Genomic DNA, 13,884 nt, shown 5'->3' on the forward strand with positions numbered 1-13,884 from the left:
GCAGAACGAAAAGGCGACTATGGCTTGAGCGGTTCGGCCTGCAGGCGCCGAAGCGGGACGGGACGCTGGGAACCCTGGACCCATCGGTACACGTGACCGGTTCTTAAGCCCGTCGCTTGGCCCGACTGGCCGCCGGGCCAACGCACTTCGGCATCCACCACCGTCACACCACGGCCGACGCCGAAGTGCAATCGATTCTGGTTGCTGGATTGAAAACCATTGCCCGCCAAACGTTGACGCGTCCACTTCGATGAATCCGTTGTCACGGTCACTGAACCGCCGATCGCATCGCGATGATCGGATGTGCCGATCAACTGAAACGCGATCGCGGAATCTGGATTCGCGTCCCCGGTACGATTGACCAACAAAGTCACGGGATCGAAAAGGTTGGTCACCACCGCATCGGTCCGGCCGTCATCATCCACGTCCAGCGTCGCCAACGCACGTCCCAAGCGTTCCGCGGACATCGCGGGCCCCAACTGATCGGACGATTCCGCCCGGTAGCGACCGCTTGGGTCACGACGAAACAGTTGCATCGGCATCCGATACGCATGACCGCTGTGTGAAAAATCGTCGACGTTCCCGTTGGCGACCACCAATTCCAACCATCCGTCGTTGTCCGCGTCGATCCACTGGGTCCCGAACCCCAGCATTGCCATCGTCGGCTTGACCAGCCCCAACCCTTCGGTGCGGTCCGCCCACAATCCACCACTGACTTGGGAATAGAACGTGTTGTAGTCGTCGGTAAAGTGCGTCACGTAGAGATCGATGTCACCGTCGTTGTCCGCATCATCGGCGGCAATCCCCATCGAAGCCTGCGAAAGGGAACGCCCGTCAAAGGCGACTCCGGCCAGCGCGCCTTGTTCGCGCAGCACCGTCGGCGAACCTTCCGGCGATGCCGGCGTCTGCACGGTGGTCCAAAAATGGTTGGCCGACATGTCGTTGGCCACATAGACGTCCATTCCGCCTTGCCGGTCCAAGTCGCCGACGACCAACCCCAAGCCGCGTCCGGGGCCGCCACCGGTCTGGTTCACGTCCATGGCTGTCACGGTCGTGTCGGCCAGGCGATTCGTTCCGGTGCCCCGCCAAAACCGATCCGCTTCGCCAGGAAAAACCAGTGGCGCGCACGATCGATGTTGGTTCGTGCCTTCCCGCATGCATTTGCGGTCGATCACGTCGTCGCCACCGATGTAGTTGACCTCGAAAACATCCGCCAACGCGTCACCGTCGATGTCCGCGATCGCCAGCGAAGTGGTCCACTGGTTACCGCCGAAGCCGAATTGCCGTGTGACGTCGCGAAACGTTCCGTCGCCGTTGTTGCGCAGCAATTGATTGCGCCCGAAATTCGCGACGATCAAATCGGGGAAGCCATCGGAATCGATATCACCGACCGCAACGCCTTGTGAAAAGAAGGCGTCACCGGTCCCGCTGGCCTCGGTCACATCAACAAACCGGCCATCGACGTTTCGGAACAATCGGTTGGTTGTCGAATCGGCCTTGCGCGGCGTCCCACCGCAAGACGTCAGCATCAAATCGGGACAACCGTCCAGGTCGTAATCGATCACGCCGGCGCCGCCACCACCGGATTGATAGATGTACAAGCCCGCTTCGCCATTTTCGGCCGGGCCGATGTCGCACACATAGTCCAAACCTCGCTCGGCCGCCTGGTCGACGAATCGAATCGGCGGACCGGTTGTGTTGACGTCCACTTCGGCGGGGCTGGTGCGACGCTCGTTGCTCAAGTCAGCCGCGATACTGGACAGATCAATCTTTCGAGCAACCAGTTTCGTGGGATCCTGCCAAGGCGTCGTGGCGGTCATTCCGGCACGGATGCGTTGGAAGACTTCCATCGCACTGGGATCAGGGTCTTGCTGCATCATCGTGGCCAGCCGGGCCCATGAGGCGGCTTCCCAAGCGCGGCCCAGCCGATCCATGGACCGGACGATCATCACCGAGGCACGCTGCGAGTGCTTCTTCCACGAAAACAAGGCTTCCACCGCGTCACGCATGGCGTTGATGTCCGCCGCACGACCTGCCACTTCGGCGGCCTGGTCGCCGCGTCCCAGTTCCGCCAACGCACCGGACAACTTGCCCAACGCCTCGCCATCATTTTCGTTCAGTCTTGCCGCATTCCAAAACGCCACCGCTGATGCCTTGACCCGGCGATTCTTTTCCGCCCAGCGTCCGACCGCCATCCAGTAGGCGGACAGACGTTTTGTCTCCGGTGTAACCGCTTGTTCCCACTGGGCGATCGGAGACGTGTCGCCGCTTTGTGGTTCAGTCGTCTCGATCAACGCCCGACCGTAATACGCGCTGGCCTCGGGGAACTCAGGGTGCTGTTGCCAAACGGACCGCAGATCATCCAGCGATTGTGCCCAGCGTCCCTCGTAAACATCGTGGCGTACCAGACTGTACCGCGGACGCAGGTCACCCGGGTTCTGTTGCAACGCGAATTCACAAATGGCACGGTCGCTTTGCGGTCGTGTGATATCGGTCAAGACGATCAGTTCGCCCATCGCGCCGACGCCACGTTGGATCAGATACCGCAGGTGAGGTTCGGCACGATTTTCCAATCCCAGCGCCAACTGCAAACCCGCAAGGTCGGTTCGCGACTGATCCCGGGCCGGATACTGACGCACCAAGCGTTCCAAGATCTCCAGCGATTCGAAAGGACGACCCGCATTCATCCACTGCCTTGCCAACTTGTCCAGCAATTCCGCAGAGGGCGAATCGCCAGAATTCGCGGTCAAGTCGACTGCCAATTGATAGCGGTCGATCGCATCCTGGTGTGCGTTTCGTCCCGCGGCAACATCGCCGCAGACTTCGACCACCGCGGGATCGTCACCACGACGGATCAGCACGTCCGTGACCAGCGTTTCGGCCTGGTCATACTGCTCCGATGCAACCAGCTGTCGCATTTCGTCGATTGACGTCGACGTGTCATCGGTCGCGGATGGTGCCTGAGGTGCGGCCGCCTGCGATCCGGACGAATCGGAATCGTTGATCCCATCGCGATCGCCCTGACATCCCAACAAGACCAGACCGCAAGTCAGCGCGGCCCACAGCCCGGTGATGCGACGGAGTGATGAATTCATCGATCGGGGCAACGGGCGGGCGATCAAACGTGGTGGGCAACGGGGGGACCGTCGGCGGCCGACGGCTTCGGTTGCCTAGGCACTGTATATCAATTGGTAACCCGAAGCGTCAGCGAGGGGCCGAAGTTATTCATTCATCAAGAATCCCTCACTGACGCGTCGGGTTACCGTTTTCATTGGCCTTCGTGTTGAATTGAAAAACAGTGCCTAGGCCGGCGATGCGATCCCCGCGGCGCGGGCTTCTTCATCCGGGTCTTTACCAAAACCAATCTTGGCGGTGATCCAAACCAGGAAGAATCCAACCCGCGAGTATAGCAGGTACAACACCGGGACAAGCAACAGCACCAGCATCGTGGCCAGCATCAACCCGAAGGCCAAGCTGGTTGCCATCGGGATCAGCAGCTTGGCTTGGAATGATTTCTCCATCAGCAACGGGATCAGCCCCGCGATGGTGGTCAGACTGGTCAGCATGATCGGCCGGAACCGTCGACTGCCGGATTCCAACAAGGCCTCCATCACCGGGACACCATCGCGAACACGGTGATTGATGAAGTCGATCAGCACGATCGAATCGTTGACCACCACACCGGACAAAGCGACCAGGCCGAACATGCTGAACAACGTCAACGGCAATCCCATGAACGCGTGCCCCCAAACCGCACCGATCATCCCAAACGGGACGATGGCCAGGATCAACAGCGGTTGAACGTAGCTGCGGAATTGCAACACCAACAACACGTACATGCACACGATCGCGACGCCGAAACCGACCGCCAGGCTGCCGACCGATTCGCGGCTTTGTTCCTGTTGGCCCTCCCAACGCAATGAGATCGCTGGATAGCGTCCGATCAATTGCGGGATGTACGACTTTTTCAGTTCACCGATGATCAAATCGGCGTTGGCGACGGTTTCGTCCAAGTCGGCCGAAATCGTGATGCTGCGCAACTGATCGACTCGGTTGATTTCCGAAAAGCCACGTCGCAATTCGATGTCGGCCAGTTCGGTGATCGGTCGTTCTTGGCCGTCTTCACCACGGACACGAATTTCACGGAAGTTGACCAGGCTGCTGCGTTCTTCTTCGGGGTATCGCACCATCAATTTGACTTCGTGGCGTCCACGCTGCAGCCGCATTGCTTCTGCACCAAAGTACGTGTTGCGAACGGTTTCGCCCAAGTCGGTCGCGGTGATGCCGGTCGCTTTCGCGGTGTCTTTGACCTTGAACTGGAACTCCCACTTGCCCGGCGTGTTGTCGTCGCTGATGTCGAAGACGCCGTTGTATTCGGCCAGCTTGACTTTCAAATCCTCGGTCGCGGCCAGCAACTGTTCGACATCATCGCTGGGGGCCAAGACTTTGAACTCGATCGCTTTTCCGCCCGGTCCCACACCGATGGTGCCAAAGTTGATACGGTCGACGCCTGCGATTTCGCCGACCTTGCGTCGCCAGCGGGCGATGATGTCATCGCTGTGGGTTTCGCGATACTTGGTGTCATAAAGTTCGACAAAGACTTGGCCGACGTGGCTGCCGCTGCCGCCGCCACCGGTTTGATTTTGCGTGTTGGTGACGGTCCCCAGTTCGCGATACGTCAACTTGACCGGACCCTGCCACTGGGACACGTGGATGGTGCTGTCGGTCGCGGCCTTGGCTTTCAGCTCTTCCGGCGTCGTGCCCTTTTCGGCTGCCTTTTCGATCGCGATTTCGCGGCTGACTTCGCGGATCGACCGTTCCATCAAATTGGTCGCTTCTTCGCTGTCGGTTGCCGGCGTGCCGTCGGGGAATCGCAACGAACCCTGCAACAGATTGTTGTCCGTTTTGGGGAACAGAATCGACGGGACGATGCCGCTGCGGATCATCCCCGCGGTGACCAAGAACATGGCAAAAGCCGTGGCGATCGGGATCGCCGGATTACGCAATCCGAACGCCAGTACCGGCATATAGACGCGTCGCCGAAACAGGTCCATCGACTCGGTCGCACGGTCTGACAACCAGCCCAGCGCCAAACCCAGCGGCCGAATGGGATACAGGATCACGTTGATCAAGCGGAAAAACCCGGCATGGGTGTGTGCCAAGTGGCTGGGCAGAACAAACGTGCTTTCCCAAAGCGAGATGATCAGCATGGCGATCACCGCAAACGGGATCACCGCCATGAATTTGCCCATCACGCCGCTGACGAAAAACATCGGTGCGAAAGCGATCACCGTCGTGGCGATCGACGCGGCGACGCTGGGAAAAACTTCCAATGTGCCATCGATCGCGGCATCATGAAACGATTTGCCCATCTGGCGATGGGCGTAAATGTTTTCGCCAATCACGATCGCGTCATCAACGACGATCCCAAGAGCCACCAAGAACGAAAACATGCTGAGCATGTTCAGCGTCTGGTCGCCCAGCGATAGCGCCGCACCTGCACCCAGAATCGAGATTGGAATTCCCAAGGCGACCCAAAACGCCAGACGTAATTCCAAAAACAGCGCCAGCACCAAGAAAACCAGGCACAAACCCGACGCACCGTTACGCAACAACAACGACAGACGGTCGCGAACGTCGGTGCTGGTGTCGCCCCAAACCGCGAACCGATAACCGGGCGGCAGTTGACGCTGGTCGACGTACTCGTGCACTTGATCGACAAGCGTCAAAAGGTCTTCCGATTTTGTCCGCTCGACGTTGACGACCATCGCGGGTTCGCCGTTGATCTCGCCACCCGCGGTGACGTCTTCGAACTCATCGCGAACCGTGCCGATGTCGTTGACGGTCAGCACAACACCGCCGGGCTGGGTGATCAGCGGCAACTTGCCGATTTCTTCGCCGATCCGTCCTTTGTTCTTTGCACGCAGCAAGACCTCTTGGCCGTCGGATTTCAACTGGCCGCCGGGCAATTCGACGTTACGCTGTCGCAGGATCGAAGCGATCTGGCCCAGTGACAATCCGTATTGCCTCAGTTGGGCTTCGGGGATCTCAACATCGATCTGAAACGGTTTGGTGCCCATGATCGAAGCGGATGACACCGCCGGCAGCATCAACACGTCGTCGCGGACTTGTTCGGCAATGTCACGCAGCGCCAATTCGCTTTCGATGGATCGATCGTCCGGGCCGATGATTCCGATGCGAATGGCCGCTTCGCGGAACGTGATCTGCTGGATTTGTGGGTCTTCGGCCAAAACCGGAAAGCTGGGAATTCGGTTGACTTCGCGGTCGATTTCCGCCAGCACTTTTTGCACGTCGTCGACGTTGGAATTCAATTCGGCCAGCACCGAACCGCTGCCTTCTTGAGCGATCGAGGTGACCTTTTTGATGCCGTCGATCGATCGAATGGCTTCTTCGATCTTTTGACAGATCGCTTCTTCGGTGTCCTTGGGCGTCGCACCGGGATAGGGTACTTGGACCAGGACGATTTCGAGTTCGAATTCCGGGAACACTTCGCGTCGCATGTTCACCAGACAAGCGCCGCCGACCAACATCAAGGCCAGCATCAAGACGTTCATTCCCGGCGCATTTTCGATTGCCCTGCGAATCACTCCTTTCATTCTTGCGTCTCCGACTTCGCGGGTGCGGCGGCGTTTGCGTCAGGCTTGGTCGTTCGAGCGGGCAAACCGCTTCGCGGAATCGCGGGCAACGGCGACAGCACGACCATCGACCCGTCGGTGATGTCACCGTCGGGGATTTCGCAAATCCACCAATCCGTGGTTTCGGCGACGAACGAATCATCCCTTTCGGTGGCTTCCGCTGTGACCGAATCAGACGGAGCGAACTTGGGGTTCAAGCGATCGACCGGGATGATCGATTCGACCACCTTCACACGTCCAGGAATCCAGCGACTGGGATCGAAACCGTTGTCGTTGGCGTCTTTGGTATCTGCGTTCGTCGATTGGGAAGGTTCATTGTCCGACGCGACGACGGTCTCCGGTGCAACGTCCTGGCTTTCCTCGGAACTCGGCAAGTCGAAGACGGATTCGTCGGCGGAAAAGTGCCACAGGCGATTGCCCGGTTTGATCGCCTTTTCGGGAATCACGTACAGCGGCACATTCGGTTTTAAGTGCAGGCGAACGGTCACAAACATGCCTCGCACCAAAGCCGTGGGGCCGGCCGTGTGATGGACCTGTCCCGTCGCATCACGGTATTCCGAGGGGGCATCCACCAGAATGCGAACCGGAACCGTGCGTGTCGCTGCATCCAATCCAATGCCGTCGAAACCCATCAGGTGTCCGTCCCAGCGGTACACCGCGCGGCGTCCAGACATCTCGTATTCGATCGTTGCCGGCGTGTTGGGCAACTGGTAACCCTGGCCGGGGCCGGTCAAGTCGGCCGATGCGGCGCCGGAACCGTTGGCGTTTTCGCCGCCGGAATCCGTGCGGTTTTGCGTCGTCAGCCAATACACCTGGTCCATTCGCAATTGCGCGGCGACTTCCACCTTGGACGTGTCTTCGATCGTAACGATCGTATTTCCGCGATTGACGAAAGTGTTCAACTCGGCATCTTCGCGAACGATCACCCCGTCAATTGGCGCGGTGATTTCGGTCCGCTGCAGATTAACCTCGGCCGATCGCAGCTGGGTTTCAGCCAGTCGCAGCGAAGCCTGCAGCGTCATCAACCGTTTCTGTTGGAGGCTCAGCTGGTTTTCCAGCGTTACGATCTGTTGGTTGGCGGCCAAGACGGCACGCTGGGCTTGATCAATTTCCCCTTGGCTGGCGAATCCCTTGGGCAGCGATTGTTGACGCTTCAATTCCCGGGTTTGCAGTTCCAAGTCGTCTTTGGCAACGTCGATCAAACGCTGCGTGCCCAGCGATTCTTGTTCGGTTTCGCGAATCGATTGATAGGCTTGTTCTCTTTGCCGTGTCAGCCGTTCGACTTCCAGTTCGTAATCCGTCTTGTCGATCCGCATCAGCACGGTGCCGGCTTTGACCACGCTGCCCGCTTCGCACAAATCGGATTTGTAGACGATTCGTCCGGCGACTTCCGTCGCAATGGTGACTTCGCGATACGGAACGACGGTGCCGTCGACCGTTAAATCCAGTTCACCGCCAAGCGTTTCCAGGGATTGCACCTGAGCCACGTTGATCGATGGCATCCGCATCATCTGGGACGCGCGATCCGAGCCCGGCAACGGCTGCGTTTCCGGTGTCGCGGATCCCAGTGCAATCATCACCGCGGCGCCGGCGGCCAACAGCAACAGCGGCACCACGACGTTGAACAACAGCAAGAACAGCATTCTCGATCCGCGAGAATGTGATCTGGGCAGGGGCGGCACCGTTTCGTCGAAGGTGATGTCTTCGGCGCGCAAGGTATCGTCGCTCGGTCCGACGTTCTTGCCGGCGGCTGTTCGATCGTTGTCCGGATCGGCAACGGTGGGTGAAGCCGTAGAATCCATGTGTCGTTTGGTCAGCGAATGGAAGAAAGGGAATGGTTCGTTGGAACGTCAGGCGGTCTGGCCGCCGACGCTGTCATCAGCAGGACGAATCACTGGGCAGTGTTTCGACCGAAACCTGGGTGGAATCGTGTGGCGGTTCGGCGTCGCCGGCGAAATGGCCGTGGCGATACGATTCGATGGCCGCCGACATCACACCGCAGATGTGATCCGCCAGTGCATCGATGTCCATCACGGCGTCGATCTGACTTGGTGTCAACAAATGTGGAATCGTGGGATCGCCGATTCGGTAGTAAACACATTGGCCGATCAAGCTGAACACCATCCGGTGCACGGTCGCTTCGTCCGCCTGTGGCCCCATCAATTGACCCAATGTGGACTTCATCAGTTCGAACATTGGGCGGAAGTATTCGTGAACAATTTGCGAAAAAACGACCGTCGGCTGCTGAAACTCACGCATCATCAACCGGTGTTGCCAGCCGTTTTCGTCACAGGCCAGCATCCGGGACAGGATCGTTTGGACGATCGGACGCAGCACGATCATGGGCGGCTGGCCCGCCGGTGGCGTCTGGATGACGGGCGCCGGAAAGCGTTTTTCGCGTTCCGATCGCATCTGGGCGATGACCGCCCGGTACAAGCCCAGCTTGTCGCCGAAGTGATAGGAAACACTGGCCACATTGGTCTGGGCCGCATTGGCGATCTCGCGCAACGTTGCCCCTTGAAACCCCTTTTCCGCGAAGATCGGCCCGGCGTGCTGCAGCAATCGGGTGGCGGATTCGCCCAGCGGCCCCGTGCGATGGGGAACCGCGGCGCTGTCGATCAATGACGGATCGGCGGACTGATTCAAAGCGTGACCGTGATCGGATGAGGCGACAAGGAAACGAGGACGAGCGATTTAAACGTCTGTTTAAAACAATCGTTTAAACCCAGGCCTTGTCCAGACGGATCGCCGAAAAAAAACGATTTTCCCGTCAGATTTCATCAAGCGGGTGACTTCGCGGGCGAAAGCCGGTGTTGCCTCGCGGGCCAACGGCGTGGTAGTGCCAACGCTGCTGTCGTTTCCCATTGCTCGTTTGGCCCGATTCGCCGGAATCGAACCGTGATGCCGTTTTTGCCACAACGATTATCGCCACTCGGCCAGTGCCCGTCGGTCCGCCGATGCCCACCGGTCGTGCGTCGGTTGTGCACGCTTGGCGTCGTGTTGCTGATTCCGATCGCCGCCAGCGGCTGTGTGCGTCGTCGAATGACGGTCCGCACCCATCCGGCCGGGGCCCAGGTCTCGGTGGACAATCAGGTGATCGGAACGTCGCCGGCGGCGACCCCGTTTGTCTACTATGGCACCCGTGAAATTCGCATCGAAAAACCCGGCTTTCGGACCGAGACGATCCGCAAGAATATCCGACCGCCCTGGTACCAGTGGCCGGTGGTGGAATTCTTTAGCGAAACATTGTGGCCGGGTGAACTGCGCGACGAACGGATCGTGGACGTGCAATTGGTCCCCGAAGAAATGCAGCCCACCGAGACGGTCGTCCAACGTGCCGATGATTTGCGGGATCAATCACGCAGCGGCATCGTCACCGTCGGTCAGTAGCGTCGCGGCGCTGGGCGTTGTCGACAAACCAATCCAGCGACCGGCGTGATGCGCTCGACAGTTCCGATCGGCGAACGTCTGGCGGGCCGGTTGTGCAGTGTTGCGTGCAGCGTCTGGTTCGCGATCGCCGTGCTGGTGATCGTCGCTTTGCCCGTGCTTTCGGGTGTACAGCGTTTCGCGTTTCGCGACGTCAGTTTTTTCTACACGCCGTTGTATGATCACTTGGCACGGCAAACGGCGGCGGGAACCTTGCCGCTGTGGAACCCGCTGGATCAAACCGGCATTCCCGTGGTCGGTGAATCGACAACGGCGCTGTTCTATCCGATCCGTGCACTGATCTATGCATTGCCGCTGGATGGCGACGTCGCGATGTCGTGGTACATCGTTGTGCATTGGGTGTTGGCGGCGGTCGCGATGCGTGATGTTGCGATCGGTATGTCGCGTCGCCGGTCGGTGGCCACCGCTTGCGGCATCATCTATGCGTTTTCTGGATGCGTGATGACGTTGGCGGTCAATCCGCCATTCTTGGTGTCGGCGGCTTGGTTGCCGTGGGCCATCACGCCGATGGTGGTGTTCCGCTCCGGTGCAACGACTTGGCTTGGGCGTTGCTTTCGCGGTGGTGATGGATGGTGGGCGTCGGTCGCGATGGCCATGATGGTGCTGGGCGGCGATCCACAAACGGCGCTGCACGTGGGTTTGATCGCTCTGGCGGTGACTCTGGTTCGTTGGGTCGGATTTGCCAAGTCGACGAGAGTGCGAAACGGCGAATCACGTCGTTGGCAACGAAGTCCATCACCCTGGATCGTCGCGGTGCCCTGTTTGGCGGCCGCGCTGTCAGCACCCCAGATCGCCGGATCGATGGCGTGGGTGCGACAAAGCGAACGTTCCGGTCAACAAATCCATGACGAACTAGCCGATGCACCGGAGACGGGGGCTTGGTGGGCGCCGCCGAAAGTCGGCAGTCGGCGGTATCAAAGCTATCAGTTTTCGGTGGCCCCTTGGCATATCACTGAACTGGTCGTGCCGGTCGCATCCGGGCGTTTGTTGCCGCAATACCGGCGGATCAGCCATCGGATTCCCGGCGACGGCCAAGTTTGGACGCCGTCGCTGTACACGTCGGCGGCGTTGGTTGTGGGACTGGCGGCGTGGTGTCGCGGACGTCGCCGACGTCGGATTTGGCGTGAAGCGGGTTGGTGGTGGGGAATCGCCGGGGTCTGCCTGTGGGCGTCGATGGGATGGTTCGGTGTCGTTTGGGCTGTGCAGAACGTCCTGGGGTTTCCGTCGGGCATCGACAGCGCGATCGGCGGGCCGTATTGGTGGCTGTATCAGTTCGTCCCCGGCTATGACGCGTTTCGATACCCGGCTAAATGGTTGCCCGTGTTCGCGTTCGCATCGACCGCCGCATTGGCGGTGACCAGCCGGCTGCTTGACCGTCGCGTTTTGGCTTGTGGTTTGGATGCTGGGGCGCCGCCGCTTCGTGCCGCGTTGGTGACGGCTTTCTGCGTCGCTGGCGTGTCGATGACCGGGGCGGTGGGCCTGTGGCTGGCCGGTGACGGCTTGATCGATCGGATGGGTGCCGGTGCTGCGTCGATCCGCGACGAATATTGGGGGCCGTTGGACGTGGCCGGCGCGCTGGGGGAAATCCGTTGGCGATGCATTCACGCCGCTTTGGCTTTCGGTGGCCTGGCGCTTTGTCTGCATTACCGTCGTCATGATTCAGCGGCATGGACGATCGGGTTGCTGGCGGTCATCACTCTGGACGTATCGATTGCGGCGATCGGAACCGTGCCGACACTGAATCGATCGGCCGAGCAACAAGTCTTGGAGGCCTGGGCCAAGGAATCGCCGGTCGATCCGGGCGATGAAGTGGCCGCCGGACGCTGGCTACGCACCCGGCAGCAAACGGGCTGGCCGTCCGCATGGCGCGGCACATCGAATGACGATCGGTTGTTGGAGGTCGAAGCCAGCCAACGCATGGGCTGGTTCGGTCGATGGCACTTGGCCGATTCGACCGCCGTGTTGAACAGCATGACGTCGATCCGCAGTCACGCGATGGGCGATTTTTGGCGCAGTGCCAACCGCATCACCGCTTCGATGACGGCGGCGGAAGGCGAAGCGTTTTGGCGATCGGTTCGTCGCTGGCTGGGAATCCGGGGACGCGTTCATCAGACCGAGTCTTTTCAACGTTTGACGATCAATGGTCGGACGTTGCGGGTGGGTGACGTCAAGTTTTTGCCGGACCCCGGTCCAGAGAACGCCAATGCCACCGATGACGGAACGTTTCAGTGGTCGACCGCGGCGTTGGTCAGCCGCCAAGTGTCGACCGATGACGTTCTGAATCGCGTGTGGAAAAGCGATGGCCGTCCGATTCCCACCATTGAAACGAATGCCGACAGTGTTGCCGTGACACTGCCGCAGCAGCCTGTCCAGGCCAGTGTGGACGTTCAGCTTGCTGCGGACGGTGATACGTCGATTTCAACGATCGTCGAATGCGACCATCCGATTCTGCTGATCCGTCCAGTGTTGCAAGACGGCGGTTGGACCGCCAGCGTGACGACCGAAGATTTCGCCGGCGGACAATCGATCATGACAACGCCGGTGGTTCCGGTCGATCGGTTGAAGCAGGGCGTGGTACTGCCCGCGGGTCGGCATGTCGTGCGGTGGGAATACCGGCCTGCCTGGTTTTGGCCGTCAATGGCGATTGCCGCGCTGGCGTGGATGGCGCTGGCGATCGGAATCTTATGGGGTTGGTTCAAGAATGCTGCAATCTTGACGCGACCGATTCGGCGATGAGGACGACGGCGGCACCGGCGATCACGCAACCGATGACGATTGGGACGGAACCGGTGAAGGCTGCCGGCGAAACGTAATCGAATTGCCGTGCTTTGAAGTCCAAGTCCGCGGTCTCCGGTGTGACGACTTGGAACGGCCACAGTCGGCCGACTGAACCGATCATCAGCCCGATCAACACGGCCATCGTCGTGTCACGAAACCGAGCCAGCAGGAAACGCAAGACTTTGGAGAACGCCAGCAAGCCGAACAGGCATCCCGACGCAAACACCGCCATCTTGATCAGCGTTTCGGGCGTGAAGTTCAGTTTTGCGGCGTCTTTGACCATGCCCGTCACCGGATAGTACACGCCCAGTAGCAACATGATGAAGGCACCGGAGATGCCGGGCAGGATCATGGCACAAATCGCGATCGAAGCGCTGAAGAACAGATAGGGCAACGACAACGATCCGGCCGAACCGGCCAGCATGGTGATCCCCGCCGCGACGACTGCGCCGAAGCCCAAAGCGATCCAGCGGTCGGCCGTCCAAACTTCGATCTCGCGTCGGACGACCCAGACACTGGCCAAGACCAAGCCCAAAAAGACAGCCAACGTTTCGGCCATCCGGTGGTCCAACAACCAGTGCATCAGCCCGGCCAGCGAAACGATGCCACATGCGATTCCCATGGCCAGGGCGACCAGAAATCGCCCGTCGATGTGAGCAAACGCGTCGACGCACTTTCCGCGACCGGCCAAGGAGACGAAATGGCCGTCGATGCGGCTGATCGCGGCGATCAACCGTTGGTAGTGGCCCAAAATCAGGGCGACCGTTCCGCCGCTGACGCCCGGAACGGTGTCCGCGGCGCCCATGAAGAAACCGCGAACGACGTTCACAAAATCGGCCGGTCCGGGCATCCATGATCCGCCAGATTTGCCGGCGATGTTGGATTCATCCGTTGATTCCGGTGCAATCGTTTGATCCGGTTTTTGCGTTCGGATCGAATCGTTCGTCATCGGGTCGGTTCTCTGTCGCAGGGCTTCCGGCGTGTTGGCTATCGCAATCGGTTC

At 59.8% G+C, this 13,884-nt stretch carries 7 protein-coding genes; 2 read left to right on the forward strand and 5 right to left on the reverse strand.

Features of this window, described 5'->3' with window-relative positions; genetic code table 11:
* Positions 1-17: 17 nt before the first annotated feature.
* The 4 genes from Mal65_RS11575 to Mal65_RS11590 all read right to left on the reverse strand — a co-directional run bounded on the left by Mal65_RS11575 (position 18) and on the right by Mal65_RS11590 (position 9,302).
* Complete coding sequence (locus Mal65_RS11575; RefSeq protein WP_145297505.1) at positions 18-3,095, reverse strand: CRTAC1 family protein; 3,078 nt, start codon at positions 3,093-3,095, stop codon at positions 18-20.
* A 207-nt stretch (positions 3,096-3,302) separates the two neighbouring features.
* Positions 3,303-6,617, reverse strand: a complete 3,315-nt coding sequence (locus Mal65_RS11580; protein WP_145297508.1) for an efflux RND transporter permease subunit — start codon at positions 6,615-6,617, stop codon at positions 3,303-3,305.
* Positions 6,614-8,458, reverse strand: a complete 1,845-nt coding sequence (locus tag Mal65_RS11585) for an efflux RND transporter periplasmic adaptor subunit (protein ID WP_145297511.1) — start codon at positions 8,456-8,458, stop codon at positions 6,614-6,616. The genes Mal65_RS11580 and Mal65_RS11585 overlap by 4 nt, the downstream gene beginning before the upstream one ends.
* Before the next feature lie 76 nt (positions 8,459-8,534).
* Positions 8,535-9,302, reverse strand: coding sequence for a CerR family C-terminal domain-containing protein (locus tag Mal65_RS11590; protein ID WP_145297514.1), 768 nt, complete (start codon positions 9,300-9,302; stop codon positions 8,535-8,537).
* Positions 9,303-9,557: 255 nt separating this feature from the next.
* Here Mal65_RS11590 and Mal65_RS11595 point away from each other — a divergent pair, with 255 nt between their 5' ends.
* Both Mal65_RS11595 and Mal65_RS11600 read left to right on the forward strand, forming a co-directional pair.
* Positions 9,558-10,046 (forward strand): PEGA domain-containing protein, encoded by a 489-nt coding sequence (locus tag Mal65_RS11595; RefSeq protein WP_145297516.1) that lies wholly within the window; start codon positions 9,558-9,560, stop codon positions 10,044-10,046.
* 48 nt (positions 10,047-10,094) lie between these two features.
* The gene (locus Mal65_RS11600; protein ID WP_145297519.1) at positions 10,095-12,839 is read left to right on the forward strand and encodes a hypothetical protein; all 2,745 of its coding nucleotides are present in this window, start codon (positions 10,095-10,097) and stop codon (positions 12,837-12,839) included.
* Here Mal65_RS11600 and Mal65_RS11605 read toward each other — a convergent pair.
* The gene (locus tag Mal65_RS11605) at positions 12,799-13,830 is read right to left on the reverse strand and encodes a DUF368 domain-containing protein (protein ID WP_145297522.1); all 1,032 of its coding nucleotides are present in this window, start codon (positions 13,828-13,830) and stop codon (positions 12,799-12,801) included. The genes Mal65_RS11600 and Mal65_RS11605 overlap by 41 nt on opposite strands.
* Positions 13,831-13,884 lie beyond the last annotated feature (54 nt).

It is taken from the genome of Crateriforma conspicua (genome assembly GCF_007752935.1).
Taxonomy (GTDB): Bacteria; Planctomycetota; Planctomycetia; order Pirellulales; family Pirellulaceae; genus Crateriforma; species Crateriforma conspicua.

What these genes read in the sequence shown, in the direction of transcription:
- Mal65_RS11575 (WP_145297505.1), bottom strand. Translation starts at nt 3,095, where the DNA reads ATGAATTCATCACTCCGTCGCATCACCGGGCTGTGGGCCGCGCTGACT.
- Mal65_RS11600 (WP_145297519.1), top strand. Translation starts at nt 10,095, where the DNA reads ATGCGCTCGACAGTTCCGATCGGCGAACGTCTGGCGGGCCGGTTGTGC.
- Mal65_RS11605 (WP_145297522.1), bottom strand. Translation starts at nt 13,830, where the DNA reads ATGACGAACGATTCGATCCGAACGCAAAAACCGGATCAAACGATTGCA.
- Mal65_RS11585 (WP_145297511.1), bottom strand. Translation starts at nt 8,458, where the DNA reads ATGGATTCTACGGCTTCACCCACCGTTGCCGATCCGGACAACGATCGA.
- Mal65_RS11595 (WP_145297516.1), top strand. Translation starts at nt 9,558, where the DNA reads ATGCCGTTTTTGCCACAACGATTATCGCCACTCGGCCAGTGCCCGTCG.
- Mal65_RS11580 (WP_145297508.1), bottom strand. Translation starts at nt 6,617, where the DNA reads ATGAAAGGAGTGATTCGCAGGGCAATCGAAAATGCGCCGGGAATGAAC.